The following is a 26,240-nucleotide window of genomic DNA, read 5'->3' on the forward strand; positions in this document are numbered from 1 at the left end:
CGCCCATGTTCGACCCCATCGCCCAGACCCCCCGCTACCGGCTCGTGGCCGAAGCCATCGCCGGCAAGATCACCGAAGGCGTCTTTCCCACCGGCGAGAAACTGCCCCCCGACCGGGTGCTGGTCGAGGAGTTGGGCGTCAGCCGCGCGACCCTGCGCGAGGCGCTGATCGCGCTGGAGGTGAAGGGCTATATCGAGACGCGGTTCGGGTCCGGGGCCTATGTGCTCGGCCCGCCCGGTGCCGTGGCGGAGGATGCGGACCAGAAGCTCGCCGCCGTGGTGCCCGTCGCCCCGGTGCCGGGGCCGTTCGAGGCGCTGGAGGCAAGGCGCCTGATCGAAGGGGAGCTGGCCGCGCTCGCCGCGCAAGCGATCACGCCCGCACAGCTCGACACGCTCTGGGGCTGCCTTCAGGCGCTGGAGAGCGCTGGGAGCGGCTGGGACGCCGAAGCCGACGCCCGGTTCCACGAGGTGATCGCCACGGCGGCGGGCAACACGGTCCTGGCTCGTCTGGCGGCGCAATTCTGGCGCGACCAGACCGAAAACCCCCTCTGGACCGCGATCCGGAGTGCCGTGGCCGACAGCAACCTGCGCCCGCAGTTGGTGGCCGAACACGAGGCGATCATCGAGGCGCTGACCGAAGGCGCGCCGGAGGCCGCGCGCGCCGCCATGCACGCCCATCTGGACAATTTCGCCCGGACCCTGCTGGCCCAGTGGGACGCGCCCGAGGAAGGCAGCACCGAGGCCGCCCCCCATGCGCGCCTGCGCGACAGCCTGGGGCAGGCGGGCTGAGCCTCAGGCGTATTGGTCGATATATTCCCTTAGAATCGCAGGGAAATCCGGGTTCACCGGGAAATCGAGCGCGGCGGCGGTGTCGGTCACGAAGGCCTCCGGCCAGCTCTGCACGATCCGCGCGATGGCGGGGTCCGGGTTACGGCTCACCAGGGCGCGGGCGTCGGGTCCGGCCTGCTGCTCCAGCGCGTCCAGCATCTCGCCCACGGTCACGCTGATCCCGCGCAGGTTCAGCACCGGGTGCGGCGCGATCCGGTCCCAGTCGAGGGCGGCGGCATGGGCAAGCCCGGCCACCGTCACGTCCGGAGAGGCGATCCAGACCCGCGTGACGTCGGGCACCGGGCAGTTCGCGGCCTGCCCCGCCAAAGGCTCCCGCAGGATGCCCGACAAAAAGCCCGAGGCGGCCGCATTGGGCGCGCCGGGGCGGACCGACACCGTTGGCAGGCGCAGGGAGGTGCCGCGCAGGAACCCCTTGCGGCTGTAGTCGGCGAGCAGCAGTTCGACCATCGCCTTTTGCGTGCCGTAGCTGGAGGCCGGGCGCAGCACGAAGTCTTCGGGCACCACGTCCGGGAAGGGTGGGCCGTAGACCGCAAGCGACGAGGCGAAGACCACGCGGGGCCTTGTTTCCAAGGCCCGGAGCGCCTCGAACAGGGCCCGCGAGGCATCGAGATTGACCGCGTAGCCGGTGTCGAATTCCGCCTCCGCCTGGCCTGAGACCACGGCGGCGAGATGGAACACCAGGTCCGGGGCGAGGGCGGCAAGTTCCGCCGCCGCGCCCGCCGCGCCGAGATCGGCGGCGAGGCATTGGCAGGGCAGGCCGGGGACCGGGGCCGGCGCGATCCGGTCGACAAGGACCAGATCGGTGATGCCGGGCACGGCGCCTTGGGCGATTTGGGTGCTGAGTTTCGCGCCGAGCATGCCCGCCGCGCCGATGATCATGGCCCGCATGGGTGCCTCCTCCGTCCTGTCGGTATCGCCCTCGGGAGATAGAGCAGGGCGGCGTCCGTGTCTGTAAATTTTTTACAGATTTGACCATGCCGCCGTGCGGGCGTGAAACCGGCAGCAGAGCATAAGTCCCTCATAAGACAGCGAAAATGGGCGTCGGATACCTGTCGGACTTTTGTCGGGCAAGTGTCGGGCATCTGTCGGGCATGTCGCCCGACAAGACGCCGACCGGGCCTGAAACCCGGCTCAGCCGCCGATCAGTTCGGACTGCGCGACGATCACCTCTGCCTGCTTGATCGAGGCGATGTCCACCAGCCGACCCTTGTAGACCGTTGCCCCTTCGCCGTTGGCCTTGGCCTGCTCCATGGCCGCGAGGATCTCGCGGGCCTCGGCGACGGCCTCGGCGGAGGGGGTGAAGACCTCGTTGGCGATGGCGACCTGCTTGGGGTGGATCGCCCATTTGCCGACCATGCCCAGCGTGGCCGACCGGCGGGCCTGGGCGCGGAAGCCTTCATCGTCGGAGAAGTCGCCGAAGGGGCCGTCCACGGGCAGCACGCCGTGGGTGCGGCAGGCGGCGACGATGGCGGCCTGCGCCCAATGCCAGGGGTCGGACCAGTGCTTCGCACCCTCGTGGAGCATGTAGTAGTTTTCCTGCGTCCCGCCGATGCCCGTGGTCTGCATCCCCATGGAGGCGGCGAAATCGGCGGCGCCGAGGCTCATGGCTTGCAGGCGCGGCGAGGCGGCGGCGATATCCTCGACATGGGCGATGCCGGCGGCACTTTCGATGATGACCTCGAAGCTGATCTTTCTGGTGCGGCCCGCGGCGGCCTCGGCGGCGGTCACCAGCGCGTCGACGGCATAGATGTCCTCGGCGCAGCCCACCTTGGGGATCATGATCTGGTCAAGGCGTTCGCCCGCCTGTTCCATCAGGTCGACCACATCGCGGTACCAGAACGGGGTATCGAGGCTGTTGATGCGGACGGAGAGGGTTTTCTTGCCCCAGTCGACATCGCCGATCGCCTGGATGACGTTCTTGCGCGCCTGCGCCTTGTCGTCGGGGGCGACGGAATCCTCGAGGTCGAGGTTGATGACGTCGGCCGCACTTGCGGCCATCTTCTCGAAGATCGCGGGGCGGGAGCCGGGGCCGAAGAGCTGGCAACGGTTGGGACGGGCGGGGGCCGGGGGCTGGAGGCGGAAGGACATTGGGGCGTTCCTGTTGCACTTATATTTCGCGTAGGGTTCGCTGCGGGATAGAATATTGCGCCATGGCTCGCAAGCGTAATTTTGCGGGCGCAGCATTGCAGGTGCGGCGCGTACCACCGGCGCGGGGACAGGGAGGCTGGCGTGGGGCTCCCGGGGGCGCTGCCCCCGTGTATGCTTTCATCTGGATTGTACCCCCCTGTTCACTGGGTTTGAACCCGGAAGAAACCCCAAGAACCCGGAAGTTCTTGGATGGGAGGGGGCGGTTGTCAGGTCAGATCAGGGCGCAGTTTTCGGTTCCACCAGTCGTTGATTGCGCTCTTTCCGACGCGGCGCTCGGGGGGAAGTGCTCCGCCACCTCTGCGGCGAGTTGGACAAAGCCTGTGTTGTGGATGCGGTCCATAAGGAAGGCTTCCAGTTCCGGGTCGCTGTCTATCTTCTCAGGCACGCCGGTTCGATGGTTCGCAAGATGTGCGTTGCCGCGCGGTGTGGCTGCGTCCAACTCGTGCGAGTGAAGCACCTTTGAAAGGCTGTTTAAGGCGCGTTTTCGAGCGATCTGCGCGGCGTCGGTTTTCGCCTGGACGGCCTGTAGGTCGGCAAGGGCGATTGCGAGAAGCGCGTCTTTGGTATTGGCCATGGTTTCTCCTGGTCTTGAGGCACCTGCGGGCAGCGCGGGAACTTCGCTCAGACGGCTCGCGCCGCCTTCCGACCCTCGCGAAGCGGAGATTGCGTGCGCTCCCCGCAGGTTTCGGCCCGCCGGACGTGTGTTCGGCGGGTGTCTCGTCAGCGGATATCGAAGTCCGAGGGCTTCAGACCGAGCTGATCGCAGAGGGACTGGACGACCGTCTCAGGCGGGGCCGACGCGTCGGCTGGCAGGCCGGGGATTGCTGCCCGCTTGAAGAGATGGCCATAGGCCGGGGTCGTAGATGCAATGAAGTCCTCGAAGCTGTCGGGGTCCTGCGCACATAGCGCCGTTGCCCAGCTCCGCATGGCGGGCGTGATATAGCCCGCATGCAGAGCCTCGGTGACGCGCGCTTCGACCAGGTGCTCGGAGAGGGTCGCCTTGGTGGCCCCCCGGTCCTGCATCAGCTCCTTCAGGGCGGCGATGGGGACATACTTCGCCGGATCCGGTTCCGCCGTTTCGGCCTTGCTGCGCAGCTCGGGAATTGCCGCCATGATCGCATCCGCGTCGGCGACGGGTTCCAGCTCCAATGCCTCGGCAATCGCAGCCAGGGCGGAGGTGTCTTCGGGGTCGGTCATGTCGTCTCCTTCGCTGGCAAGGGCAGTCAGGTCGAGATTGGGGCGGTGCACCAGGCTCGCGCCCTTGAGCCGCGTGATCCTGCCGCCCGTCTTGGTGTGCATCAGGACCGGGCTCAGGAAGCGGTACTCGCGCGCCTCCAACATCTCGCGCGCCTTCGCGGTCCAGCTCACATCGCCCCAGATGCCATCGGGGCGCACTTCGAGCCCCTTGATCCAACCGGCGGCGGGCACGGGGCCGTTCTTCTGCCGGGCCGGGTCGTCGCCCTGGTGTTCGTGGTCGATGGGCAGGTCGATCCCGCCCTGGTGAAAGAGCGCGACCAGCCCCGGCCATGTCCCGCGCCGTGGTCAGCACCTCGGCCACATCCCCCAAGCCGCCATAGCGTTTCGCGACCTTGGCGAGTACCTTGACGATTGCCGGGTCGGTCAGCCCAGCGGCCCGGCAGAACGCGTCCACGTCCGCTTCGCTGGCGTGGTGAATGACCACGCGGGGATGGGTGCGGCGCTGGAGCTGGTCCGCGCCCTTGAGCTTGTCCAGAAGCCGCCGGTCCCCGATGAACGCCACGCCGAAGCCGCCCTTCTCGGACAAGGCACGCAACCATTCCAGCACCATCCAGTTGTCCGGCCCGCGCGGGTTTTCCTGTACAAGGTATTGCGCCTCGTCGATCATCACGAAGCTCTCTGGCTCCAGCGCCTCGGCGATCTCGTCACCCACGCGCGGCATGTTGCGCGAGTTGGGCTCAGGCAGCGCCGATAGAAGGTCGGGTAGGACGGCACATGCCAGCCCTGCATTGCTCCGATATCGCGCACGTCCCGCATGGCAGACTTGAGAGGCCAATCAGGCCCTGTATCGCGGATCAGCGTCATGAAAGTGCGCCAGGCCGGATCGAACGGCTGGCGTGCAGTCGTGCCTTTGTAGTCGTCCAGCAGCGCAGGCGCGAAGTTGATCGGATCGACCCCTTCGACGGCCCGTAAAATGGCCTTCAAACGAGGCTTTGAGAGCCCTTTTACGCCGAACTTCTCATGCACGATCCGCAGCCGGTCCGACCAGTTCACGTCCAGTCCGAGCGCTACCAGAACCCGCGCCACCGCCGCCCGCCGCTCCGCCCGGTCCCGCCGCGACGGCGACGCCGCAAGGAACGCCTCATGCGCCGCCGCGTCATAGCTGCCAGGGGAAAGGTGCAAATGCTCCAGCTCGCGCGTCAGATAGGCAAGACGCTCTGGCGCGGGAAGGTCGTAGAGCCGGACGAACTCCGGGTTTCGACCATCAGACCTGTCGGTGATGGTCGCAATTCCATTACCTTGAAACCACGACTTAGCTGAGGTGCGATGGGAAGGTATTTCACCAAGTCCATTTTCGCGCACGACTTCGCAGACCATGCATTGAAATCATTGAACATTTTTTCGAGTTCGCGCGCAAACCCGGCTGAAATCGCCCTCTCATAACCCCTTTAAATCATTACACCCGGTTTTTCAGGGGGTTCAAACCCTGTGAAAGCCGTCACTGCCCCCGGCGCCATGCGGCGCCTCCCCCGGGATATTTCGAGACTTGAGACGGTGCGAGGCGCCGGGTCGGGACGGAGGCGCGGGGTCGGGACCGAGGCGCGGGGTCGGGACCGAGGCGCGGGGTCGGGGGCGGGAGGTTGGGCTGCGGGGCCTGCGGTCACTCCGCCGACGCCGTGCGGCCAGCCGCGCGGGCGGCGGGGGCGTCGAACCCGGCCTCGGCCATGAGCGCGTCGGAGGCGGTCTCGATCCGGGTTTCGATCTCGGCCATGAATTCCTCGATCGACAGGTCCGGGCCGAGCGGGTCGAGGAATTCGACCACCGCCAGCCCCGGCTTGCGCAGCACCGCCGAGCGCGGCCAGAACACGCCCACATTGGTCGCCGTTGGTACGCAGGTCTGGCCCAGGCGGGTGTAGAGCGCGCCGACACCGGTCTTGTAGGGCTTGTCCGCCCCGGCGGCCACGCGCGTGCCTTGCGGGTAGATCACCAGCTGGCCCTTGGGCGCCTCGGGGTCGGTGACGCCCGCCACCATGTCCTGGATCGCCTTGCCGCGCTTGCCCCGGTCGACGAAGACGCAGCCCACGCGCCGTGCGTACCAGCCGAGCATCGGGGTGCGGCGCAGCTCTTTCTTGGCGATGAAGCGGGGGGCGGGAATGACCGAGCAGATCAGGATGATGTCGAAGAAGCTCTGGTGTTTGGCGGCGATGATCAGCTCGCCCTGGGGCACCGTGCCCCGGATCTCGGATTTCAGGCCGATCATCCAGGCGGCCGACCAGCGCACGTAGCGGCAATAGGTGCGGATCGCGGCATAGGCCGCCGGGCGGTGGAAGATCGCCACCGGGGTGAACCAGCAGAACAGCAGGAACATCGCCACATACATCTGGATGTTGAACAGGAGCGAGCGGATCAGTTGCATCAGGCGAGCTTTCTGAGCATGCGCAGCGCGGCGAGGCGCGTGGCGAGATAGGCGGTGGCGGCGGCCAGCAGCGGCACGAGGACCGGCAGGCCCCAGGCAGCACCCGAGAAGCCGAGATCCGACAGGAAGCTGTCCTGCGGCCCCGAGGACGGCACCAGCAGCAAGGCGAGGGTCGCCAGCAGGCTGCCCGCCGCGGCCCCGATCAGGGCGCGCAGGGTGAAGCGGCGCATGAAGGCGCGGGCGATGAAGATGTCGCGCGCGCCCACCAGGCGCAGGACGGTGATGACCTGGCCATTCGCCGCGAGGGCCGCGTTGGCCGCCAGGGTGATCATCGCGGCCATCGCCCCGCCGATCAGCAGCGCCGAGACGAGGCCCAGGGCGCGAAGCCGGTCGGCGGCGTCCACCAGCGGGCGGCGCCAGCGGGTATGATCGTCGAGCACGGCGGCGGGGGCTTCGGCCGCGAGCCGCAGGCGCAGGTTCTCGGGGCTGTAGCCCTGGGCGGTTTCGGTCACTTCGATCAGCCGCGGGATCGGCAGGGTGTCGAGCGGCAGGTCGGGGCCGAGCCAGGGCTCCAGCAGGGCCTGCTGCTCGGCCCGGTCCAGCACGCGGGCCTCGGCCACGCCGGGGGTGGTTTGCAGCACGTCGAGCACGGCGCGGGTCTGCGCCTCCACCTGGCCCGGGGGGGCGGCGATGCGGATGGTGGCGGTGCGCGAGAGCGCCTCGGACCAGCGGTCGGCCAGTTGGCCCGCCGAGACCGCGAGCGCGAGGGCGAAGACCGCGAGAAACGCCATGGCGGCGGCGGTGAACACGGTGAGCGACGCGGTGAAGCCCGTGGGCGGGACCACGTCATCGGCGGAGAGGTCGATCTTGGGCGCGTCGGCGTGTGTCGTCACAGGTCGGTCCCCGCCTGTTGCAGCGTCCCGCCTGCAAGGCGCAGGACGCGGGCGGTGGTCATGGTCTTGGCCTGCCGGATCAGGGCCATGTCGTGGGTGGCCAGCAGGATCGCCTTGCCCATGCGGTTGAGCTCCACCAGCAGGGTGAGCAGGCGCTGGGACATCTCCCAGTCGATATTGCCCGTGGGCTCGTCCGCGAGGATCACGTCCGGGTCCATCATCACCGCGCGGGCGAGCGCGGCGCGCTGGCGTTCGCCGCCCGACAGTTCCGGCGGCCGGGCGTCGGCGCGGCCCGACAGGCCCACCCATTTGAGCAACTCGCTCAGGTCGCCCTCCGACACCGCGCGGCCCGCCACCGAGACCGGCAGGGCGATGTTGTCGGCGACGCTCAGGTGGTCGAGGAAGCGGCAGTCCTGGTGGACGACGCCGATCCGCTGGCGCATGTCGGCGATCTCGTCCCGGGCGAGGGTGGTGCCGGGTTTGCCGAAGCAGGTGACGGTGCCGTCCTCGGGGGCGAGGTCGAGGTAGCACAGGCGCACCAGGGTGGTCTTGCCCGCGCCGGAGGGACCGGTGAGGAAGTAGAAATCCCCCGGTTGGACATCGAGAGACACGCCGCCGAAGAGCGGGCGGTCGCCGTAGCGGAACGCCACGTTGTCCAGTGTGATCATGGGTGGGGGTCTCCCTCGTGCTGCCTGTCTGTAGCGCATGTCTCTTGGCAGTTGCAATTGCGTGCGGTGGGGTCGATCATGGTGGTCGAGGGGTTCGGATGCGGCCATACTAGGGGACGCGCCGGACAGAAACGAGCGGTCAGGATCGAGACGGTGGGCAGAGAATGCGGCTGACCTGTCCCAATTGTCGGGCACAATACGAGGTGGCGGACAGTGCCATACCGGCACGGGGCCGGGATGTGCAGTGTTCCAGCTGCGGGCACGGGTGGTTCCAGCTGCCCGATGCGGGCCGGACGGCCGTAGCGGAGGCGCGGATGGCGCCGCGCCCGGAGCCGGAAACCCCGCGGGCGGCCCAGCGGGAGCTCGATCCGGCGATCGCGGATGTCCTGAAGGCTGAGGCGGAGCGCGAGGCGCAGCAGCGGCGGCGCGAAACCGCCGATCTGGTGGAAACTCAGCAAGAACTTGCCCTGGACGACCCGCCTGCCCCGGCGGAGACGCCCGAGGCGGCGGAAGACAGCATGGCCCCGGCGCCAGCGCGGTTCGCCGAGGCCAAGCGGTCCGAGGTGCCCCGGCGCGACCTGTTGCCGGATATCGAGGAGATCAACTCCAGCCTGCGGGCCAAGACCCTGACCAAGGCCGCCGCCGCCAACCGGCTGACCGAGGCGGAAGTCGAAGCGCAGAAGCGCAGTGGGCGCGGCTTCCGGCTGGGATTCGCGAGCGTGCTGCTGGTGGCGCTGTTTGCGGTGCTGGTCTATGCCAATGCGCCCGGAATCAGTGCGCGCCTGCCCGCCACGACGCCGTACCTGGAGGCCTATGTCGGCCAGATGAACGCGGGGCGGCTGTGGCTCAATGGCAAGCTGATGGATGCCGGTGCGGCGATCGAAGGAATGCTGACCGGGTCCGAGGGGTAAAGCGGTCTGTGCGGGGGCGCTGCCCCCGAGCCCCCGACGTATTTCTGCAAAGATGAAGAGGGCGCGCGCTGCCGTGGCGCAGGGCGGGGCGATGCGGGGCGGCTGCGGATCCGTGGGCTTTCCCGGCGGCGAGCCTTGGGCAACATGGCCTATTCCCTGCGCCGAGCGTGGGCGGCGGGGCCTGCCCCCCTGTTCAAGGCGCGCGCGGGGCGGGAGGGGGCGTTCCGGGGCCGCGGACCGGGCCCCCTGCCCCGATTACGCCAACCGGGCGCGGGCCCGGGGCGCGGGTCAGAAGCGGTCGAGCAGACGTTTGAGGTAGTCGAGCTCGGCATCCGGGCGCTCCTGCTCGCCGGAGCGGCGGCGGATTTCGTCCAGAAGCTCCTGCGCGCGGCGGTAGCGGTCCTCGCCCTGGAGCAGGTTCTCGTCGGTCCCGAGCCGTCCCTGGTTGCCGTTGTCGCGGCCGAGCGGGTCGCGTTGCTGGCCCGGGCCCTCGTTGGCGGCCTGGCCCTGCTGGCCACCCGGCTGCTGCTGTTGCTGCTGCTGGGCCATTTGCTCCCCGAGGTTTTCCATGCCTTCGCGGATGGCATCCATGGCGTCGGACTGGTTGTCGAGCGCTTCGGCCAGGTCGCCCCGTTCCAGCGCGTCGGCGGCGTCGTCCATGCTGCGCCCGGCGCGGTCCAGCGCGTCGCGCGCGGCATCGCCCAGCTCGGTGCCGGCCCCGGGCAGGTTCTGGGCCTGCTCGTCTAGGATGTCGCCCAGCTGGTCCTGGCGGCGGGCGAGGCTCTCGGCGTCGGGCATGCCCTGCCCGTTCTGCGCCTGGCCCTGGCCCGGGGTCTGGCCCGGCTGCTGCTGACCTTGTCCCTGGCCCGGCTGCTGACCCTGGCCGAATTGCTGGCCTTGCTGGCCCTGGCCTTGCTGGCCCTGGCCGGGTTGCTGGCCCGGCTGCTGGCCCTGCTGCTGTCCTTGCTGCTGGCCCTGTTGTTGTCCCTGCTGCTGACCTTGCTGGCCCTGCTGGTTCTGCATGTCGTTGAAGGCTTCGTCCGCCAGATCCTGCTGCTGGCGCAGGGTTTCCTGCAGGCCTTCCATGGCCTGCTGGCCCTCGCCCTGCTGGCCTTGCTGGCCCTGCTGAGCCATCTGCATGTTCTGCATCATCTGCATCATCTGGTCGAGCAGGGCCTGGGCCTCGTCCATGCGGCCCTCTTCCATCAGTTGCTGGAGCCGGTTGAGCATGTCCTGCAGCTGGTCACCGGTGATTTCCTGCATGTCCTGGGGCGTCTGGGCCTGCTGCTGGCCGTTTTCCTGGTCGCGCTGAAACTGCTCGGCCATCTCGCGCATCATGTTCTGCATTGCCTCGCGCAATTCCTGCATCAGCTCGGCGATCTCTTCGTCCGTGGCGCCGTTTTCCATGGCCTCCGACAGACGCTCCTGCGCGCGGCGGAGGCGTTCGGCGGCGTTGGCAAGATCGCCTTCTTCGAATTGCAGGGCGGCATTCCAGAGGGCCTCGGCCACCTCTTCCTGCAGGACCGGCGTGACCTCGGTCTCCAGCCCGACGATAAGGCGGGAGAGCGCGGTGCGCAGCATCAGGTAGGCGGTGTCGTTGGTGATGAACCCCTCGGGGCGGTGGCTGACGGCGCGCAGAAGCTGGCTGACGCGTTCGGCATTGTCGCGGGTCCACAGCAGATCGCGGCGCTGTTCGATGATGGCCTGGGCCATCGGGTCGAAGAAGCGGCGCCCGGGCAGGAGCATCTCGAACGGTTCGGCCACGCCTTCCTGGCGCAGGTCGTCCTGGGCGGTGAAGGTGAGTGTCACGGGCAGGTTTGCCCAGGGGTGTTCGGAGAAGTTGTCGACCAGCACCTCGGTGAAATCCGAGCGGTCGCCGGAGATCGAGAGCGGGATGTTGACCTCGATGGTCTCGCGCGGCTCGGGCGCGGCGGTGAGCCCGTGGGTGCGGGGCACGTTGGGCAGGTCGAGAGTGATCCGGGCGGTGCCACCGACCACGGCGTAATCGTCCTGGGCCGCGAAGGGCAGCTCCATCTCGCCCATGGCGGTGCGGGTGACCGGGCCGTCCACGGCGATGGTGGGAGGCTCGTCCGGCAGCACGGTCAGATCCCAGCTGCGCCCGCCCTCGCCTTCGATGGCGAGCGTGCCGTCACGGGCGACGATCACCTCCTGGGCGAGATCGTTGGAGGGTGCGGCGGGCGCGTCGGACACATCCTCGCGCACCGACAGCGCGCCCTCGTTGCTGTAGAGGCGCAGGGTGATGCGGCTGCCTTCGGGGACCGCCAGGGCGGCGCCGGTGAGGTCGTTGAGATAGAGGCTCGGCTTGCCGGTATAGGCGGGCGGTTCGATCCAGCCTTCCCAGGCCGGGCCGGTGGCGAGCGCCTGCCCGCCGGGGGTCAGGGCGCGGTCGAGGTCGCGCACCTGCCCCAGCCCGCCGAAGAGCAGCGCCACCGCGAGCCCGGTCGCGCCCACGTAGCGCAGGGCATACGGATCGCGGTCGGCCAGGCGCAGGTTGGGCAGGACCGCCTTGGCGCCGCGGGCGCGTTCGGCGATGCGGCGCAGGTGCGCGTCCCAGACCGCGCGGGAGCCCGCGTCGGTCGCCCCGATGGCCTGCAGGTCGCGCAGGGTCTCGATCGGGCGGCCCGGGACGGTCTGGTCGAGGCGGGCCTCGGCCTCGGCCCGGCTGGGCAGGCGGAACTGTCGCAGCCCGTGCCAGAGCGCGCCCCCGGCGGCGAGCAGGAAGACGACGGTCGCGATCCAGATCGCCTCGAGCGGCGCGCTCAGCCCCGCGCCGAAGATCACCACCACGAGGCCGAGCGCCAGCACGCACCAGAGCGGCCAGAAAGCGCGCGCGAAGCGCTCGGCCGTCATGCCGATCTGGGTCAGGCGGCGCGGCCAGGTCAGGTGCCGGAGGGCGCTGTCCTTGCCGGTTGCAAAATCCTCGTCACGCGGTGCCGCGTTGGGGTCTGGCATGGGTCATTCCTGCTCGGCGGGGACGGGAGTATCCACCAGCCATGCAGGAATGGTATCGCGATTTATGATTTCGTCAAAGCTGGGCCGCTGACGGATGACAGCGAATTGATCCCCGTGGACCAGAACTTCCGGGATCAGGGGGCGGGTATTGTATTCCGACGCCATGACGGCGCCGTAGGCCCCGGCGGAGCGGAAGGCCACCAGATCGCCCTCGGTGAGGGGCACCATTTCACGGCTCTTGGCGAAGGTATCGCCGCTCTCGCAGACGGGGCCGACGATGTCGTAGGGGGTCGTGGGCGTGCCCGGGGCGGCCTCGCGGACCGGGACGATGTCGTGGTAGGCGCCGTACATCGACGGGCGGATCAGGTCGTTCATTGCCGCGTCGAGGATCAGGAATTGCCGGTCCTCGCCCTGCTTGACGTAGATCACCTCGGATACCAACAGTCCCGCATTGCCGGAGATCAGGCGGCCCGGCTCGATCTCGATCTCGCAGCCCAGATCGCCCACCGTGCGCTGGATCAACGCGCCGTAGTCGGTGGGCAGGGGCGGGGCCTCGTTGGTGCGGGCATAGGGGATGCCGAGGCCGCCGCCGAGGTCGAGGCGGGTGATCTCGTGCCCGTCCGCGCGCAAGTGCCGGGTCAGCTCGGCCACCTTGGCATAGGCCAGCTCGAACGGTTCGAGCTCGGTCAGCTGGCTGCCGATATGGACGTCGATGCCGATGACCTTGATCCCCGGCAGGCGGGCGGCCTGGGCATAGACTTCGCGGGCGCGGGAGATCGGGATGCCGAACTTGTTCTCGGACTTGCCGGTGGCGATCTTCTCGTGGGTCTTGGCGTCCACATCCGGGTTGACGCGGATGGTGATCGGGGCCTGCATCCCGAGGCCCTGGGCGACGGCGGAAAGCCGCTGCATCTCGGGTTCGGATTCCACGTTGAACTGGCGGATGCCGCCGGTCAGGGCCATGCGCATCTCGTCGGCGGTCTTGCCGACGCCGGAGAACACGATCCGGTCGCCGGGCACGCCGGCGGCCCGCGCGCGGGCGTATTCGCCGCCCGAGACCACGTCCATGCCCGCGCCGAGATCGGCAAGCAGCTTCAGGATCGCCTGGTTGGAGTTCGACTTCATCGCGAAGCACACAAGGTGCGGGCCCCAGGAGAGCGCCTCGTCGAAGAGCTTGAAATGCCGGGTCAGGGTCGCGGTGGAATAGACGTAGAAAGGCGTGCCCACCGCGTCGGCGATGGCGGAGACCGGGACATCCTCCGCATGGAGCTGGCCTTTGATATAGGTGAAATGGTCCATCGGGCGGGTCCTTGGTGGTCTCAGGCAGAGGGGTGGGGCCGGGCGCAAAATCCTTGAGAAAGGATTTTGCCAAGGATCTTACTCAAGATCCTTGGCCCCGCGGATCGGTCCCGCGCGCAGGAAGAGATAGAGCGGCAGCCCGCAGGACACACCGATGCAGAAAGTCGCGGGCACCGCGATCAGGCCGATCCAGTTCCGCCGCATCACGGTTTCCGACACCACGAACACCGTGAGCGCGATCGCCGCGATGGTCAGGTCCCAGGTCAGCCCGGTGGTCGAGTCGTTCACATACCACGCGTCGATCAGACCCGAGAGGCCGGTGCCCGTCGCCTGCATGTAGGAGATGAAATAATACATCGGGTGGATCGCGCCCCAGATGGCGAGGGCGAGGTAAAGCCAGCGCAGCGGGGTCATGGTCATTGCTCCCGGTAGATCACGCCAGCCTGGGCGCTGCCGGACACGGTCACGCCCGTGGTCCGCTCAGGCGCCGGGTCGGGCGCCGTGGGCGGGCCGTCGACGCCGCAGGCGGCAAGGGCCGCGACGAGGCACAAGGCTAAGGCGCGGATCACAGCCCGATCCCCACGCGGGCGCGGCCGAGGCTGACCCCGGCATAGGGAGAGACGTTCACGCCATCGGTGCCGATGCTCACACCGGCGCCGACCCGGGGGTTCGTCACGTTGCAGCCCGCGAGCGCGAGGCAGAGGGCTGCGGCCAGGCAGGCTTTGGTCAAACTCATCCCAGTCTCTCCTTCCAGCGCGCAACCTGCGCGCGCACTTGGCTCGGGGCCGTGCCGCCGTAGCTTGTCCGGCTGGCGACCGAGTTATGGACCCCCAGCACCTCGAACACATCGGCCCGGATCGCGCCATGGACCGATTGCATCTCCGCCAGGCTCAGGTCCGGCAGGTCGCAGCCCTTCGCTTCGGCCATGGCCACCAGCGTGCCCGTGACATGATGTGCATCGCGGAAAGGCAAGTTCAACTCCCGCACCAGCCAGTCGGCGAGATCCGTCGCGGTGGAGAAGCCGCTGGCCGCCGCGTCCTCGAGGCTGGCGCGGTTCGCGGTCATGTCGCGGACCATGCCTTCCATCGCCGCGAGCGCCAGCATCAGCGTGTCGGCGGCATCGAAGACCTGTTCCTTGTCCTCCTGCATGTCCTTGGAATAGGCCAGCGGCAGCCCCTTCATCACCGTCAGCAGCGCCACATTGGCCCCGACGATCCGGCCGATCTTGGCGCGGATCAGCTCGGCGGCATCCGGGTTCTTCTTCTGCGGCATGATCGACGAGCCGGTGGAGAACCGGTCCGACAGGGTGACGAAGCGGAATTGCGCCGAGGACCAGATCACCAGCTCCTCGGCCATGCGGCTGAGATGCATCGCGCAAATGCTGGCGGCGGCGAGGAATTCCAGCGCGAAGTCCCGGTCCGACACCGCGTCGAGCGAATTGGCCGCCGGGCGATCGAAGCCCAGCGCCTGCGCGGTCGCGTCGCGGTCGAGCGGAAAGGACGTGCCCGCCAGCGCCGCGGCGCCGAGGGGGCATTCGTTCATCCGGGCGCGGGCGTCCTGCATCCGGCCGCGGTCGCGGGCGAACATCTCGACATAGGCCATCATGTGGTGGCCCCAGGTCACCGGCTGCGCGGTCTGCAGGTGGGTAAAGCCTGGCATGACCCAGTCGGCCCCGGCCTCTGCCTGGGCGAGGAGCGCGCGCAAGAGCGCGAGGAGCCCCGCATCCGCCGCGTCGAGCTGGTCGCGCACCCAGAGCTTGAAATCCGTCGCCACCTGGTCGTTGCGCGACCGGCCCGTGTGCAGACGGCCCGCGGGTTCCCCGATCAGCTCTTTCAGGCGGGCTTCCACGTTCATGTGGATGTCCTCCAGCGCCGCCGAAAAGGCGAACTGCCCTGTTTCGATCTCTGACAAGACCGTGAGCAGGCCTTCCCGGATCGCCTCGGCGTCTTTACTGGAAAGGATGCCTTGCTGTGCGAGCATGGCCGCATGGGCGCGGGAGCCGTCGATATCCTGCCGCGCCAGGCGCCGGTCGAACCCGATCGAGGCATTGATCGCCTCCATGATCGCGTCCGGCCCGGCGGCGAAGCGGCCGCCCCACATGGCGTTGGATTTGGTGTCGGACATGGTACGGCCCCGTGAAACGTAGGAAGGATGAGACATGCGCTGGATCGCGTCCGCCGTGCTATATATGGCCGTTGCCCTTGGTGCAAACGCCGAGACCGCAGGAGCGCCGGCGCTCGATATCGCGGCGCTGGAGGCGCTGCGCGAGGGCCAGATGGAAAAGCTGCGCTTTCACGAGGCGCCCCGGGCGCGGTCGGATCTGGCCTTCATGCGCGCCGATGGCAGCGAATCGAGCCTTGCGGCCTATGACGGCAAGGTCGTGGTGCTGAACTTCTGGGCGACCTGGTGCGCGCCCTGCCGCAAGGAGATGCCGGGGCTCGACCGGCTGAACCAGGCCTTGGGCGGGGACGATTTCGCGGTGGTGACCCTGGCCACGGGGCGGAACTCCCCCACGGGGATCGCGAAATTCTTCGAGGACACGGCCTTGCAGACGCTCCCCCAGTACCGCGACATCAAGCAGGGCATCGCCCGCGAGATGGAGGTGCCGGGCCTGCCGACCACGGTGATTCTCGATCGCGACGGGCGGGAGATCGCCCGCATGACCGGGGAGGCGGAGTGGGACACGCCCTCGGCCAAGGCGATTGTCACGGCCCTGATCGGCGCGGACAGCTAGGCGAGGCGCGCCACGCGGGCGTGGGAGGGGCAGGTGACCAGGTGGTCGTTGACCATGCCCGTCGCCTGCATGAAGGCATAGACGATGGTCGGCCCGCAGAACTTGAAGCCGCGCGCCTTCAGGTCGCGCGACAGCGCGCGGGAGATATCGGTCTGGGCGGGCACCTCCGCAAGGCTTTGCCAGCGGTTCTGCAGCGGCGCGTCGCCGACGAAGCCCCACAGGTAGGGCGAGAAGCCCTGCGCGGCTTCGATCCCGAGATAGGCTTGGGCATTGGTGATCGTCGCCTCGATCTTGCCCCGGTGGCGGACGATGCCGGGGTCTTGCAGCAGGCGCTCCACCTCCGTCGGGCCCCAGCCCGCGATCACCTCGGGGTCGAACCCGGCGAAGGCGGCGCGGAACGCCTCGCGCTTGCGCAGGATCGTGATCCAGCTCAGGCCCGCCTGGAACCCGTCGAGCACCAGTTTCTCCCACAGGGCCCGGGGGTCGCGGTCGGGCACGCCCCATTCGGTGTCGTGATAGGCCACATAGAGCGGGTCCTGCCCGCACCATCCACAACGCTCCGCCATCCTGTCCTCCCGATCTGCGGCATTTGAACTGAATTTGGAACAAACCGGGAAGATTCATGGCGAATTAAGGACTCATGCGCAAGGATCGCCCCGTAACGATTGGAGCTGCCCATGCCGCCGAAGCAACCGCCGAAACGCCCCGGACCCCGGAATCGCAACCCCCAGAACACGCCCCTTGCCGAAGCGGTGGCCCAGCGGGACAAGTCCGTCATCGCCCTGGTGAAACAGGCCGTCAACCACAAGAACGCCCTTCTGGCTTTCCAGCCGATCATGCAGGCCGGACGGCAGAACAAGGTCGCCTACCAGGAGGGGTTGATCCGCATCCATGATGACAGTGGGCGGCTCATTCCCGCAAAGGACTTCATCACCGTGGTCGAGGAAATGGAGCTTGGCCGACAGATCGACTGCCTCGCGCTGGAGCGGGGGTTGGAGGCGCTGCGCCTTGTGCCGACCTTGCGGCTGGGGATCAACATGTCCGCGCGCTCCATCGGGTATCCGGAATGGACCGAGACCCTGGAACGGGGCCTCGCCAAGGACCCGACCATCGCCGAGCGGCTGATCCTGGAGATCACCGAGCAGTCCGCGATGACCATCCCCGAGATCGTGACCGTGTTCATGCGCGATCTGCAGCGCAAGGGCATCACCTTCGCGCTGGATGATTTCGGGGCCGGGCACACGTCCTTTGCCTATCTGCGGGACTTCTTCTTCGACATCCTCAAGATCGACGGCAAGTTCATCCGCAACATCTCCCTGAGTGCGGACAACCAGGTCCTGACCCAGGCGCTGATCTCCGTGGCCGGACATTTCGACATGTTCACGGTCGCGGAGTCGGTGGAGAACGCTGCCGACGCGGCCTTCCTGACCGCGGCCGGGATCGACTGCATGCAGGGTTATCTTTTCGCCGCCCCCAGCACCAATCCGCCCTGGCTGGACCAGCCCCAGCGCCTGCGCGCCTGAGCCTGAAAACGGGCAGCACACAGACCCGGCACAGCCCGCTGCAAGGCGGGCTTGCACGGACCGCATGGGCACCGCACCCCGCGCAATGCGGGCAAACGCGGCCCGCCGCGACAGCCAACCCCTTGTAAGCAAGCCGCTTCTCGGCCCACGACGCGTGGATCCCCCATCGCGCGCCGCGGGACCGTTCCGCGCCAGTGAGACACGATGTCAGGTGCCCGCAGGCACGTTCCTCCACTAGAGCAGTGTGGACGCTCCGTCATGCACCGCAAGCAGCCGGCCGAAACCGGGCGCCTGGAAGACCAAAGAGGGACCTTTACAGATGACAAATGTCGTAATCGCATCCGCCGCGCGTACTGCCGTCGGCAGCTTCGGCGGATCCTTTGCCAACACGCCTGCCCATGACCTGGGCTCCGCCGTGCTCGAAGCGCTGGTAGCGCGCGCGGGGATCGAGAAGGGAGAAGTCTCCGAGACCATCCTCGGCCAGGTGTTGACCGGCGGCCAGGGCCAGAACCCGGCGCGCCAGGCGCATATCAACGCAGGCCTGCCGCAGGAAAGCGCGGCCTGGGGTCTCAACCAGGTGTGCGGCTCGGGCCTGCGCGCGGTCGCCCTCGGCGCCCAGCACATCCAGCTCGGCGATGCGGAGATCGTCTGCGCCGGCGGCCAGGAAAACATGACGCTCAGCCCCCATGTGGCCAACCTGCGCGCGGGCCAGAAGATGGGCGACATGAAGTTCATCGACTCGATGATCCGCGACGGCCTCTGGGACGCGTTCAACGGCTACCACATGGGCCAGACCGCCGAAAACGTCGCCGAGAAGTGGCAGATCAGCCGCGAGATGCAGGACGAGTTCGCCGTCGCCAGCCAGAACAAGGCCGAGGCCGCCCAGAAGGCGGGCAAGTTCGATGACGAGGTGGTGGCCTTCACCATCAAGACCCGCAAGGGCGACATCGTCGTGGACAAGGACGAGTACATCCGCCACGGCGCGACCATGGAGGCCATGCAGAAACTGCGCCCGGCCTTCACCAAGGACGGCTCGGTCACGGCGGCCAATGCGTCGGGGCTGAACGACGGCGCGGCCGGCGTTCTGCTGATGTCGGCGGAAAATGCCGAGAAGCGCGGGATCACCCCGATGGCGCGCATCGCGTCCTACGCCACCGCCGGGCTCGACCCGTCGATCATGGGCGTCGGGCCGATCTATGCCTCGCGCAAGGCGCTGGAGAAGGCCGGGTGGAAGGTCGACGACCTGGACCTGGTGGAAGCCAACGAAGCCTTCGCCGCCCAGGCCTGTGCCGTGAACAAGGACATGGGCTGGGATCCGGCGATCGTGAACGTGAACGGCGGCGCAATCGCCATCGGTCACCCGATCGGCGCCTCCGGCGCGCGGGTTCTCAACACCCTGCTGTTCGAAATGCAGCGGCGGGATGCCAAGAAGGGCCTTGCCACGCTGTGCATCGGCGGCGGCATGGGCGTGGCGCTCTGCGTCGAGCGCCCCTGACCTGATCCCGGGTGGCCCGACGGGCCACCCCCCCTTCCGGCGGGATCCTGAACGCACCCGTCCCGGCCGGACAAAAAACTGACCTCGAGGAGGACATATCATGGGACGTGTTGCACTAGTGACCGGTGGCTCGCGTGGCATCGGCGAAGCGATTTCCAAGAAACTGAAGGCGGACGGGTATACCGTGGCCGCCACCTATGCGGGCAATGACGAGAAGGCCGCGGCCTTCACCGAAGCCACGGGGATCAAGACCTACAAGTGGAACGTGGCCGACTACGAGTCGAGCAAGGCCGGCATCGCCCAGGTCGAAGCCGATCTCGGCCCGATCGAGGTGGTCGTCGCCAATGCGGGGATCACCCGCGACGCGCCGTTCCACAAGATGACGCCCGAGCAGTGGCACGAGGTCATCGACACCAACCTGACCGGCGTGTTCAACACGATCCACCCGGTCTGGCCCGGCATGCGCGAGCGCAAGTTCGGCCGCATCATCGTGATCTCGTCGATCAACGGCCAGAAGGGCCAGTTCGCCCAGGTGAACTATGCCGCGACCAAGGCGGGCGATCTGGGCATCGTGAAGTCCCTCGCCCAGGAAGGCGCGCGCGCCGGGATCACCGCCAACGCGGTCTGCCCGGGCTATATCGCCACGGAAATGGTCATGGCGATCCCCGAGAAGGTGCGCGAGTCGATCATTGCGGGCATCCCGGTGGGCCGTCTGGGCGAGCCCGAGGAGATTGCGCGCTGCGTGGCGTTCCTGGCCTCCGATGACGCGGGCTTCATCTCGGGCTCGACGATCTCGGCAAACGGGGCGCAGTTCTTCGTCTGAGCGCGTTTGCGCGTTAGGGTTGGGCCGGTCCCCGCGCGCGGGACCGGCCCATTTTCATGCCGTAACCTCCATGGCGGGACGAGCGGCATGAAACGGGTTGGCCCACGCCAAAAGACGGGCGAAAGCGGCGGCGCGGGCCTGGCGCCCACGGGCGATGGCGGCTTGGGTCGTCAGGGTAGCGGTGGCATGGGTCATCGGGCATGTCCTTGTATGAATTTCTGAACTGTCCTGAATATGAGCGCCTGCATTGGTGGTGACAAACGAGACTTTTCCCGCCCTCGGTTAAGGTATACTTATGCGAAATGCATGATCGCCTCCCCCCGCTGACCGCCCTGCGCGCCTTCGACGCCGCCGCGCGGCACATGAGTTTCGCCAAGGCGGCGGCGGAGTTGAACGTCACGCCTGCCGCCCTGAGTTTTCAGATCAAGGGGCTGGAGGAGCATCTGGGCGCGCCGCTCTTTCGGCGGCTGAACCGGGCGGTGGAATTGACCGAGGCGGGCAAGGCGCTGGCCCCCGGGGCCGCGGAAGGGTTCGACGCGCTGCGGCGGGCCTGGATGGCGACGCGGCGGAGCCTGGACGCAAGGACGCTGACAGTGACGGCGGGGCCTGCGTTCACGGCGAAGTGGCTGGCGCCACGGCTGTTCGATTTCGCCCAGAAGCACCCGGATATCGAGCTGCGGTTTTCCGCCAGCCTGCGACTGGTGGATTTCGACCGGGACGACGTGGATCTCGCGATCCGATTCGGGATGGGCGGTGACGACGCGGGGGTCTACAGCCGGGTGTTGGTGCGCGAGTGGTTGGCACCGATGGTGGCGCCGCATCTGGCGGAGCGGCTGCGCGTTCCTGCGGACTTGCTGAAGCTGCGGCTTCTGGATGACGGCAACCTGGATTTCGTGCGCCCGCCCTGCGACTGGGCCGCGTGGTTCCGTGCCATGGGCGTTGCCGATCCGCCGGAGGTGACGCCGCAATTCAGCCAGGCCGACCATGCGATCGATGCGGCCGAGACCGGGGGCGGGGCGATCCTGGGCCGGATATCATTGACGACCAAGGCGCTGCAGGACGGGCGGCTGGTGATCCCGTTTCCCACGGCCCTGACCACCAGGGCCCATTACCGGGTGCTCTGCCCGGCGGGCGCGGAGCAAAAGCCCCAGGTTCAGGCGTTCCTGTCCTGGCTGTTCGATAACGTGGGGGAGTTTGCGGCCCATGACCGGCAGATGAGCTTCATCGACGCGGGCGACGTGGGCACCTGAGGGTCGGTCGGGAAACTGCGGCCCGGTGCTGGACCGAACCGCAGGCTAAGGGGGAAGGGTCAGTTCGCTTGCAGACGCTCGATCTCTTCCTTGAGACGTAGCTTCTGCTTCTTGAGCGAGGCAATCGTCAGACTGTCTGTTGCGGCGCTACGTTGCGCGTCATCCACACGAGCGGAAAGCGATTGGTGTTTCCGGCGGAGTTCCTCGAGATGCGAACTCACGGTCATGGGCGTCCTCCTTGTTGACGTGGACAGTATGCGAAGTGCAGCACAGATGCCGAGTCGTGTCACGAGAAACAGGTGCGCGATTTTGTATCGAACTGTCAGCAGGCCGGGTCGGAGAGCGACAGCGCGCCACCGTCACGCAGCAGGTGCCGGGCGATGTCCGAGCCGTCCTCGCCATCGCGCAGGTGCCGCGATCCGTCATGGAGCACCAGCGGCGCACGCAGGGTGAAGGGGGCGCGGCCCTCCTTGATGCCCTGCAAAACAAAGCGCTTGGCCGGACGGCCCGCGCGCGCAACCAGAGGTTGCAATCGCAGCGAGCCAAGCACGCGGGGCACCGCCGCCATGACCTCGGGCAGCCGGTCGGTCCGGGCGATCAGGGTGACCGTTCCCCGGGGCCTGGTGCGACGGACTGCCGCAGCCAGCCAGTCGGTCAGATCCCCCCTGTCCCGCAGGGCGAGATCGCGGCCCGCATCGGCCGGTGCGGTACTGGCCTCGGCGGCGAAATAGGGCGGGTTGAAGAACACGTGGTCAAAGCTGCGCTGCCGCAGGTCGGGAGGCAGGTCGGTCGCGTCGCCCTCGATCACCTCCAGGGGCAGGTCGTTGCGGGACGCGTTGGCGCGCGCCAGGGCGGCGTAGCCCGGTTGCAACTCGACCCCCGTGCAGGCCGCCCCCGTGCGCACCATCAGGCACAGGGCCGCCGCACCGACACCGCAGCCCAGGTCGAGGCAGCTTTGCCCGGCCCGCGCGGGCACCGAGGCGGCCAGAAGCACCGGGTCGGTCCCGGCCCGGTAGCCCTGCACGGGTTGTTCGAGCACCAGCCGTCCGCCGAGGAACCCATCGAGCGAGGTCTCAACGCAGGCCGAGGGCATCACGCGGACCGGTCCTCGCTGATGGGGATGTCATTGTCGATCATCACCGCCCGGGCGCGGAACATGTCGCGCTGCCGCACCATCAGGCGCCGCGGCAATACGCCGATGGAGCCTTCGAGGACGCTCATGTGGACGTCCATCTGGAAGCAGTCTATACCCTCGCCTTGCAGCAGAGCGGAGGCATAGGCGATGATCGTGGGATCGTTGGTGCGCAGAAGCTCTCTCATGTTAGCGAGATAAGAGTAGCCGGGCTCGGATGTCGAGCCGATTGACGGAGCCGTGATGAGCTTGGATACCCCTGCCGCAACCAAACCGCATGAGCGCCTCGCGACCCACCTGGCCGAAGACATGGACGCGGTGAACGTGCTGATCCGGGAGCGGATGGCCTCGGAACACGCGCCGCGCATCCCCGAGGTGACAGCGCATCTGGTCGAGGCCGGCGGCAAGCGGCTGCGCCCGATGCTGACGCTGGCGACCGCGCGGCTCTGCGGCTACACCGGGCCTTACCATGTGCATCTCGCGGCGACGGTGGAGTTCATTCACACCGCGACGCTGCTTCATGACGACGTGGTGGACGAGAGCAACCAGCGGCGCGGACGGCCCACGGCGAACCTTTTGTGGGACAACCAGTCGAGCGTGCTGGTGGGCGATTACCTGTTCGCGCGGTCCTTCCAGTTGATGGTCGAGACCGGCTCCCTGCGGGTTCTGGACATCTTGGCGAACGCGGCGGCGACGATTGCCGAGGGCGAGGTGCTGCAACTGTCGGCGGCGCAGGACCTGGCGACGGACGAGGACATCTACCTCAAGGTGGTGCGGGGCAAGACCGCGGCGCTGTTCTCGGCGGCCACCGAGGTGGGCGGCGTGATCGCAGGCGCCGACGAGGCGCAGGTGCGCGCGCTCTTCACCTATGGCGATGCGTTGGGCATCGCGTTCCAGATCGTCGACGACCTGCTGGATTACGGCGGGGACAGTACCAAGACCGGCAAGAATATCGGCGACGATTTCCGGGAGCGTAAGCTGACCCTGCCCGTGATCAAGGCGGTGGCCAAGGCGGATCTGGAAGAGCGCGCCTTCTGGAGCCGGGTGATCGAGAAGGGCGACCAGCGCGACGGGGATCTTGAGCATGCGCTCGCGCTTCTGGACCGGCACGGCGCGATGGCGGCGACCCGGGCCGATGCGGTGGCCTATGCCGCCCAGGCCAAGGCCGCGCTGGAGGCGGTGGCGCCCCATCCGTTGACCGACATGCTGCGCGATCTGGCCGATTACGTGGTGGCGCGGGTCACCTGAGCACGGTCGGCGCGACCCACCAGTCCGGGTGCCGGGTTGAGAGGGTTTCCGCCGCCGCCTGCGCCTGTGCAGGGGTTTCGAAGAGACCGAAACAGGTCGCGCCGGAGCCGGACATCCGGGCCAGCAGGCAGTCCGGATCGCCCGCGATCTCCGCCAGAACGCTGTCGATCACGGGGGCCGCGGCGCGGGCGGGCGGCTCCAGGTCGTTGCGCTGGGTGGCGAGCCATCGGGCGCAATCGGTCGGCGTTGCAAAGCCGGGCAGGTCGGCGGGCATGGGCGGATTTTCCTTTTGACGCAGGCCCCTGAACACGGCCGGGGTCGGCACGTCCACGCCAGGGTTGACCAGCACCGCGGGCAGCGGCGGCAGACCCGCCACGGGGGTGAGCGCTTCGCCGATCCCGGACATGCGGGTCGCCTTCCCTCGCAGGCAGACGGGCACGTCGGCACCAAGGGCCGCGCCATCGTCGGGCAGCGCGCGGCCCATCGCCTGCGCATGGAGCCGGAGCGCGGTCGCGGCATCGGAGGACCCGCCACCGATCCCCGCCGCCGCGGGCAGGTGTTTTTCCAGATGGATCGCACCGCGCACCGCCCCGAGATGGGCCGCGGCCTTCAGGATCAGGTTTTCGGGCCCCGTGGGCACGCCCGCCGCGCGCGGGCCCGACACGGTCAGCCCGAGGGCCGCGTCGGGGTCGAGCACCAGCCGGTCGCCGATATCGGCGAAGACCACGAGGCTGTCGAGCAGGTGATAGCCATCGCCCCGCTGCCCGGTGACATGCAGGGTCAGGTTGATCTTCGCCGGGGCAAAGCCCGCGATCGGTCGCGACCCCGGGGCGCGCCCCTCAGTCGGTGGCGACATGGATGGGGTCGGCCCCCTCTTCGATCAGCACGGCATCGAGCCCGACCTGCAGTTTGCGGCGGATACGCTCGGCGTCTTCTTCCTCGGGATCGAAGGACAGGGCGCGCTTCCACTGGAACTCCGCCTCGCGCTTGCGGTTCACGGCGTAATAGACGTCGCCCAGATGGTCGTTGATGATCGGGTCGAGCGGCTCGAGCGCGACGGCGCGCTCCATCAGCGGCACGGCCTCCTCGTAGCGTTCCATCCGGTAGAGCACCCAGCCGAGGCTGTCGGTGATATAGCCATTGTCGGGCCGGGCGGCGACGGCTTCTTCGATCATGGCGAGGGCTTCGTCCATGTTCTCGCCCATCTCGACGAAGGAATAGCCGAGATAATTCAGCACCATGGGCTGGCCCGGATTGAGTTCCAGCGCGCGGCGCAGGTCGACCTCCGCCTCGTCCCAGTCGCCGATCCGTTCATGGGCGATGCCGCGGGCGTAGTAGAGCACCCAGTCGTCCTGGCCCTGGGCTTCGGCGATGGCGATGGCGGCGTCATAGGCCTCGGCGGCTTCGGCGAAATTCTCCATCCGGCGGTGGGTGTCGGCGAGCGCCGCATGAACCCGGGCCACGTCGCCATGGGTTTCGACCAGCTGGGTCAGCACCTCGATCGCGGCGTCGGCCTTGCCCGCCTCGCGCAGCACGTTGGCGCGGCCGATCTCGGCGGTCAGGAAGGCGGGGCTGTCACGGGGGACCTTGTCATAGACCTGGTTGGCCAGATCGAACTGTTCCAGGTCTTCCAGCAGGCTCGCGGTCAGCAGGAGCGCGTCGATATGTTCCGGCGCAAGGATCTGGGCGAGGCGCGCATAGAGCAGGGTGAAGGCATCCGCCGCCTGACCGTTCAGCGCGATCGCCACGGTGAAGAAGGTCTCGGCATAGCCCGCGGCGGGGTCCGGCACCACGTCGAAGACCAGGGTGCCTGCGTCGAGCGCGTCGAGGATGGCGGCCCCACGCGGGTCGTCCGCGCCGATCCGGGTCTCGATCAGGGTGCGGGCCTCGTCGGCGCGGTCGAGCTGGGCCAGTACCTGGGCGTGGGCGATGATCGCGCGGCCCGAGAGGCTTGCGGCGATGCTGCCGTCTTCGAGGAAAAGCGCATCGGCCCCTTCGAAATCCCCCACCTGCGCGAGCGCCATGGCCTTGTGGTAGATCCCGAAGGCGCGGGTGCGGGGGTCGTCGATCATCTCGTCGAAGGCGGCGAGCGCCTCGGCGGGCCGTCCCCGGTCGAGCGCGCGCCACCCCGCGACCAGCAGGTCGCCCACGGGGCCGACGCTGGGCACATCCATGTCGAGGCTGCCATCGGGGCCAAGCACATCGGCGGCGAGGATCAGGTTGGCGATCTGGTTGGTGGGATACCCCTCGGCCAGTTTCAGGGCGATGGGATAGGCGCTGGCCTGGTCGCCCAGGGCGAGGAAGGCAATCGCGGCGCTTTCCATCAGCGCCGGGTTCGCACGGTCACGCATCAGGGCGCGGGCGTAGTAGCGGGCGGCATCGCGATAATCGCTGTTCAGGCTCGCAGCCCGACCGGCGAGATAGGCGCCCGCAACCCCATCGGGCGCGGCCTGGACCGGCGGGGCGAGGGGCAGCGCAAGGGCCGCGGCCAGAACCCATCCGAGTGTGCGTTTCGCCTTTCTATCCATGACTGCGCCTTTCGATGGGGAAGAGAGGTACACCAGAGCGTAGCGGCGCGGCGCGGCACTGTCCATCCGCGCAACCGCCCCTGCCGGGCGGGACGGGGGCGGATCACGGGATCGTCACGGCATCATCACGGGGCACGGGCGCCCCGGCGGGCGC

The 26,240-nt window shown here is 68.2% G+C and carries 29 protein-coding genes and 1 pseudogene; 8 read left to right on the forward strand and 22 right to left on the reverse strand.

Annotated elements, in window-relative coordinates:
- Positions 1 to 5: 5 nt before the first annotated feature.
- On the forward strand, positions 6 to 788 hold the full coding sequence (locus DSHI_RS15465; protein ID WP_012179709.1) for a FadR/GntR family transcriptional regulator: 783 nt from the start codon (positions 6 to 8) through the stop codon (positions 786 to 788).
- Between the two features lie 3 nt (positions 789 to 791).
- Here the strand turns inward: DSHI_RS15465 and denD are convergent, their stop codons facing one another.
- From denD to DSHI_RS15505, 9 genes and pseudogenes are all read right to left on the reverse strand, one after another.
- The gene (gene denD, locus DSHI_RS15470) at positions 792 to 1,736 is read right to left on the reverse strand and encodes a D-erythronate dehydrogenase (RefSeq protein WP_012179710.1); all 945 of its coding nucleotides are present in this window, start codon (positions 1,734 to 1,736) and stop codon (positions 792 to 794) included.
- Between the two features lie 243 nt (positions 1,737 to 1,979).
- Entirely contained in the window at positions 1,980 to 2,936 is a 957-nt protein-coding gene (locus DSHI_RS15475; protein ID WP_012179711.1) for an L-malyl-CoA/beta-methylmalyl-CoA lyase, read from the reverse strand.
- Between the two features lie 271 nt (positions 2,937 to 3,207).
- Entirely contained in the window at positions 3,208 to 3,570 is a 363-nt protein-coding gene (locus tag DSHI_RS15480) for a hypothetical protein (protein WP_012179712.1), read from the reverse strand.
- Between the two features lie 146 nt (positions 3,571 to 3,716).
- Complete coding sequence (locus DSHI_RS21475) at positions 3,717 to 4,514, reverse strand: phage protease (protein WP_083768398.1); 798 nt, start codon at positions 4,512 to 4,514, stop codon at positions 3,717 to 3,719.
- A gap of 13 nt (positions 4,515 to 4,527) precedes the next feature.
- Positions 4,528 to 4,914 (reverse strand): annotated as a pseudogene (locus tag DSHI_RS23140) (TniB family NTP-binding protein); the annotation flags it as partial.
- Complete coding sequence (locus tag DSHI_RS15490; protein WP_012179714.1) at positions 4,860 to 5,570, reverse strand: hypothetical protein; 711 nt, start codon at positions 5,568 to 5,570, stop codon at positions 4,860 to 4,862. The gene DSHI_RS15490 and the pseudogene DSHI_RS23140, both read right to left, overlap by 55 nt.
- 283 nt (positions 5,571 to 5,853) lie before the next feature.
- Positions 5,854 to 6,609 carry a lysophospholipid acyltransferase family protein gene (locus DSHI_RS15495; protein ID WP_012179715.1) on the reverse strand — a complete coding sequence of 252 codons (756 nt, stop codon included), beginning with the start codon at positions 6,607 to 6,609 and terminating at the stop codon, positions 5,854 to 5,856.
- On the reverse strand, positions 6,609 to 7,502 hold the full coding sequence (locus DSHI_RS15500) for a cell division protein FtsX (RefSeq protein ID WP_012179716.1): 894 nt from the start codon (positions 7,500 to 7,502) through the stop codon (positions 6,609 to 6,611). The genes DSHI_RS15495 and DSHI_RS15500 overlap by 1 nt, the downstream gene beginning before the upstream one ends.
- On the reverse strand, positions 7,499 to 8,170 hold the full coding sequence (locus tag DSHI_RS15505) for a cell division ATP-binding protein FtsE (RefSeq protein ID WP_012179717.1): 672 nt from the start codon (positions 8,168 to 8,170) through the stop codon (positions 7,499 to 7,501). Before DSHI_RS15505 ends, DSHI_RS15500 begins: the two co-directional genes overlap by 4 nt.
- 164 nt (positions 8,171 to 8,334) lie before the next feature.
- Here DSHI_RS15505 and DSHI_RS15510 point away from each other — a divergent pair, with 164 nt between their 5' ends.
- Positions 8,335 to 9,081 (forward strand): zinc-ribbon domain-containing protein, encoded by a 747-nt coding sequence (locus tag DSHI_RS15510; RefSeq protein ID WP_012179718.1) that lies wholly within the window; start codon positions 8,335 to 8,337, stop codon positions 9,079 to 9,081.
- Between the two features lie 288 nt (positions 9,082 to 9,369).
- Here the strand turns inward: DSHI_RS15510 and DSHI_RS15515 are convergent, their stop codons facing one another.
- The 6 genes from DSHI_RS15515 to argH all read right to left on the reverse strand — a co-directional run bounded on the left by DSHI_RS15515 (position 9,370) and on the right by argH (position 15,477).
- The gene (locus DSHI_RS15515) at positions 9,370 to 12,054 is read right to left on the reverse strand and encodes a DUF4175 domain-containing protein (protein WP_012179719.1); all 2,685 of its coding nucleotides are present in this window, start codon (positions 12,052 to 12,054) and stop codon (positions 9,370 to 9,372) included.
- A 3-nt stretch (positions 12,055 to 12,057) separates the two neighbouring features.
- Positions 12,058 to 13,353: a diaminopimelate decarboxylase gene (gene lysA, locus DSHI_RS15520; RefSeq protein ID WP_012179720.1), complete on the reverse strand. Its 1,296-nt coding sequence runs from the start codon at positions 13,351 to 13,353 to the stop codon at positions 12,058 to 12,060.
- Between the two features lie 78 nt (positions 13,354 to 13,431).
- A complete protein-coding gene (locus DSHI_RS15525) occupies positions 13,432 to 13,767 on the reverse strand; it encodes a DUF2834 domain-containing protein (RefSeq protein ID WP_012179721.1) in 336 nt (111 codons plus the stop codon).
- Between the two features lie 2 nt (positions 13,768 to 13,769).
- Entirely contained in the window at positions 13,770 to 13,922 is a 153-nt protein-coding gene (locus DSHI_RS22620; RefSeq protein WP_203426287.1) for a hypothetical protein, read from the reverse strand.
- A complete protein-coding gene (locus DSHI_RS22395; RefSeq protein WP_012179722.1) occupies positions 13,919 to 14,089 on the reverse strand; it encodes a hypothetical protein in 171 nt (56 codons plus the stop codon). The genes DSHI_RS22620 and DSHI_RS22395 overlap by 4 nt, the downstream gene beginning before the upstream one ends.
- On the reverse strand, positions 14,086 to 15,477 hold the full coding sequence (gene argH, locus DSHI_RS15530; protein ID WP_012179723.1) for an argininosuccinate lyase: 1,392 nt from the start codon (positions 15,475 to 15,477) through the stop codon (positions 14,086 to 14,088). The genes DSHI_RS22395 and argH overlap by 4 nt, the downstream gene beginning before the upstream one ends.
- Before the next feature lie 34 nt (positions 15,478 to 15,511).
- Here argH and DSHI_RS15535 point away from each other — a divergent pair, with 34 nt between their 5' ends.
- Positions 15,512 to 16,087, forward strand: coding sequence for a TlpA disulfide reductase family protein (locus tag DSHI_RS15535; protein WP_012179724.1), 576 nt, complete (start codon positions 15,512 to 15,514; stop codon positions 16,085 to 16,087).
- Here the strand turns inward: DSHI_RS15535 and DSHI_RS15540 are convergent.
- Entirely contained in the window at positions 16,084 to 16,653 is a 570-nt protein-coding gene (locus tag DSHI_RS15540; protein ID WP_012179725.1) for a DNA-3-methyladenine glycosylase I, read from the reverse strand. The genes DSHI_RS15535 and DSHI_RS15540 overlap by 4 nt on opposite strands.
- A 111-nt stretch (positions 16,654 to 16,764) precedes the next feature.
- Here DSHI_RS15540 and DSHI_RS15545 point away from each other — a divergent pair, with 111 nt between their 5' ends.
- The 3 genes from DSHI_RS15545 to phbB all read left to right on the forward strand — a co-directional run bounded on the left by DSHI_RS15545 (position 16,765) and on the right by phbB (position 19,928).
- A complete protein-coding gene (locus DSHI_RS15545) occupies positions 16,765 to 17,610 on the forward strand; it encodes an EAL domain-containing protein (RefSeq protein ID WP_012179726.1) in 846 nt (281 codons plus the stop codon).
- 319 nt (positions 17,611 to 17,929) lie between these two features.
- The gene (locus DSHI_RS15550; RefSeq protein WP_012179727.1) at positions 17,930 to 19,105 is read left to right on the forward strand and encodes an acetyl-CoA C-acetyltransferase; all 1,176 of its coding nucleotides are present in this window, start codon (positions 17,930 to 17,932) and stop codon (positions 19,103 to 19,105) included.
- A 100-nt stretch (positions 19,106 to 19,205) separates the two neighbouring features.
- Positions 19,206 to 19,928: an acetoacetyl-CoA reductase gene (gene phbB, locus DSHI_RS15555; protein WP_012179728.1), complete on the forward strand. Its 723-nt coding sequence runs from the start codon at positions 19,206 to 19,208 to the stop codon at positions 19,926 to 19,928.
- Between the two features lie 54 nt (positions 19,929 to 19,982).
- On the opposite strand, the gene DSHI_RS22400 is transcribed toward phbB, so the two are convergent.
- Positions 19,983 to 20,123 carry a hypothetical protein gene (locus DSHI_RS22400; RefSeq protein WP_157865348.1) on the reverse strand — a complete coding sequence of 47 codons (141 nt, stop codon included), beginning with the start codon at positions 20,121 to 20,123 and terminating at the stop codon, positions 19,983 to 19,985.
- Positions 20,124 to 20,230: 107 nt separating this feature from the next.
- Here DSHI_RS22400 and DSHI_RS15560 point away from each other — a divergent pair, with 107 nt between their 5' ends.
- On the forward strand, positions 20,231 to 21,178 hold the full coding sequence (locus tag DSHI_RS15560) for a transcriptional regulator GcvA (RefSeq protein ID WP_012179729.1): 948 nt from the start codon (positions 20,231 to 20,233) through the stop codon (positions 21,176 to 21,178).
- Between the two features lie 59 nt (positions 21,179 to 21,237).
- On the opposite strand, the gene DSHI_RS21825 is transcribed toward DSHI_RS15560, so the two are convergent.
- The 3 genes from DSHI_RS21825 to DSHI_RS15570 form a co-directional block, all read right to left on the reverse strand.
- Complete coding sequence (locus DSHI_RS21825) at positions 21,238 to 21,405, reverse strand: YdcH family protein (protein ID WP_012179730.1); 168 nt, start codon at positions 21,403 to 21,405, stop codon at positions 21,238 to 21,240.
- A gap of 95 nt (positions 21,406 to 21,500) precedes the next feature.
- Positions 21,501 to 22,271, reverse strand: coding sequence for a tRNA1(Val) (adenine(37)-N6)-methyltransferase (locus DSHI_RS15565; RefSeq protein ID WP_012179731.1), 771 nt, complete (start codon positions 22,269 to 22,271; stop codon positions 21,501 to 21,503).
- The gene (locus DSHI_RS15570) at positions 22,271 to 22,498 is read right to left on the reverse strand and encodes a putative signal transducing protein (RefSeq protein ID WP_012179732.1); all 228 of its coding nucleotides are present in this window, start codon (positions 22,496 to 22,498) and stop codon (positions 22,271 to 22,273) included. The genes DSHI_RS15565 and DSHI_RS15570 overlap by 1 nt, the downstream gene beginning before the upstream one ends.
- Before the next feature lie 55 nt (positions 22,499 to 22,553).
- On the opposite strand from DSHI_RS15570, the gene DSHI_RS15575 reads away from it, so the two are divergent.
- Positions 22,554 to 23,558, forward strand: coding sequence for a polyprenyl synthetase family protein (locus DSHI_RS15575; RefSeq protein ID WP_012179733.1), 1,005 nt, complete (start codon positions 22,554 to 22,556; stop codon positions 23,556 to 23,558).
- Here DSHI_RS15575 and DSHI_RS15580 read toward each other — a convergent pair.
- Both DSHI_RS15580 and DSHI_RS15585 read right to left on the reverse strand, forming a co-directional pair.
- Positions 23,551 to 24,414 (reverse strand): 4-(cytidine 5'-diphospho)-2-C-methyl-D-erythritol kinase, encoded by an 864-nt coding sequence (locus tag DSHI_RS15580; protein ID WP_012179734.1) that lies wholly within the window; start codon positions 24,412 to 24,414, stop codon positions 23,551 to 23,553. The two genes, DSHI_RS15575 and DSHI_RS15580, sit on opposite strands and share 8 nt — an antisense overlap.
- Positions 24,398 to 26,086, reverse strand: a complete 1,689-nt coding sequence (locus DSHI_RS15585) for a tetratricopeptide repeat protein (protein WP_044028059.1) — start codon at positions 26,084 to 26,086, stop codon at positions 24,398 to 24,400. The genes DSHI_RS15580 and DSHI_RS15585 overlap by 17 nt, the downstream gene beginning before the upstream one ends.
- Between the last annotated feature and the right edge of the window lie 154 nt (positions 26,087 to 26,240).

Source organism: Dinoroseobacter shibae DFL 12 = DSM 16493, assembly GCF_000018145.1.
GTDB lineage: Bacteria > Pseudomonadota > Alphaproteobacteria > Rhodobacterales > Rhodobacteraceae > Dinoroseobacter > Dinoroseobacter shibae.

Coding starts and splice junctions, on each gene's coding strand:
- DSHI_RS22395 (WP_012179722.1), bottom strand. CDS start 14,089: ATGAGTTTGACCAAAGCCTGCCTGGCCGCAGCCCTCTGCCTCGCGCTC.
- DSHI_RS15570 (WP_012179732.1), bottom strand. CDS start 22,498: ATGAGAGAGCTTCTGCGCACCAACGATCCCACGATCATCGCCTATGCC.
- DSHI_RS15545 (WP_012179726.1), top strand. CDS start 16,765: ATGCCGCCGAAGCAACCGCCGAAACGCCCCGGACCCCGGAATCGCAAC.
- DSHI_RS15540 (WP_012179725.1), bottom strand. CDS start 16,653: ATGGCGGAGCGTTGTGGATGGTGCGGGCAGGACCCGCTCTATGTGGCC.
- DSHI_RS15560 (WP_012179729.1), top strand. CDS start 20,231: ATGCATGATCGCCTCCCCCCGCTGACCGCCCTGCGCGCCTTCGACGCC.
- lysA (WP_012179720.1), bottom strand. CDS start 13,353: ATGGACCATTTCACCTATATCAAAGGCCAGCTCCATGCGGAGGATGTC.
- DSHI_RS15550 (WP_012179727.1), top strand. CDS start 17,930: ATGACAAATGTCGTAATCGCATCCGCCGCGCGTACTGCCGTCGGCAGC.
- DSHI_RS22400 (WP_157865348.1), bottom strand. CDS start 20,123: ATGACCCATGCCACCGCTACCCTGACGACCCAAGCCGCCATCGCCCGT.
- phbB (WP_012179728.1), top strand. CDS start 19,206: ATGGGACGTGTTGCACTAGTGACCGGTGGCTCGCGTGGCATCGGCGAA.
- DSHI_RS15535 (WP_012179724.1), top strand. CDS start 15,512: ATGCGCTGGATCGCGTCCGCCGTGCTATATATGGCCGTTGCCCTTGGT.
- DSHI_RS15575 (WP_012179733.1), top strand. CDS start 22,554: ATGAGCTTGGATACCCCTGCCGCAACCAAACCGCATGAGCGCCTCGCG.
- DSHI_RS15585 (WP_044028059.1), bottom strand. CDS start 26,086: ATGGATAGAAAGGCGAAACGCACACTCGGATGGGTTCTGGCCGCGGCC.
- DSHI_RS15495 (WP_012179715.1), bottom strand. CDS start 6,609: ATGCAACTGATCCGCTCGCTCCTGTTCAACATCCAGATGTATGTGGCG.
- DSHI_RS15510 (WP_012179718.1), top strand. CDS start 8,335: ATGCGGCTGACCTGTCCCAATTGTCGGGCACAATACGAGGTGGCGGAC.
- DSHI_RS15465 (WP_012179709.1), top strand. CDS start 6: ATGTTCGACCCCATCGCCCAGACCCCCCGCTACCGGCTCGTGGCCGAA.
- DSHI_RS15580 (WP_012179734.1), bottom strand. CDS start 24,414: ATGTCGCCACCGACTGAGGGGCGCGCCCCGGGGTCGCGACCGATCGCG.
- DSHI_RS21825 (WP_012179730.1), bottom strand. CDS start 21,405: ATGACCGTGAGTTCGCATCTCGAGGAACTCCGCCGGAAACACCAATCG.
- argH (WP_012179723.1), bottom strand. CDS start 15,477: ATGTCCGACACCAAATCCAACGCCATGTGGGGCGGCCGCTTCGCCGCC.
- denD (WP_012179710.1), bottom strand. CDS start 1,736: ATGCGGGCCATGATCATCGGCGCGGCGGGCATGCTCGGCGCGAAACTC.
- DSHI_RS15525 (WP_012179721.1), bottom strand. CDS start 13,767: ATGACCCCGCTGCGCTGGCTTTACCTCGCCCTCGCCATCTGGGGCGCG.
- DSHI_RS15505 (WP_012179717.1), bottom strand. CDS start 8,170: ATGATCACACTGGACAACGTGGCGTTCCGCTACGGCGACCGCCCGCTC.
- DSHI_RS15480 (WP_012179712.1), bottom strand. CDS start 3,570: ATGGCCAATACCAAAGACGCGCTTCTCGCAATCGCCCTTGCCGACCTA.
- DSHI_RS15515 (WP_012179719.1), bottom strand. CDS start 12,054: ATGCCAGACCCCAACGCGGCACCGCGTGACGAGGATTTTGCAACCGGC.
- DSHI_RS15565 (WP_012179731.1), bottom strand. CDS start 22,271: ATGCCCTCGGCCTGCGTTGAGACCTCGCTCGATGGGTTCCTCGGCGGA.
- DSHI_RS15475 (WP_012179711.1), bottom strand. CDS start 2,936: ATGTCCTTCCGCCTCCAGCCCCCGGCCCCCGCCCGTCCCAACCGTTGC.
- DSHI_RS15490 (WP_012179714.1), bottom strand. CDS start 5,570: ATGGTCTGCGAAGTCGTGCGCGAAAATGGACTTGGTGAAATACCTTCC.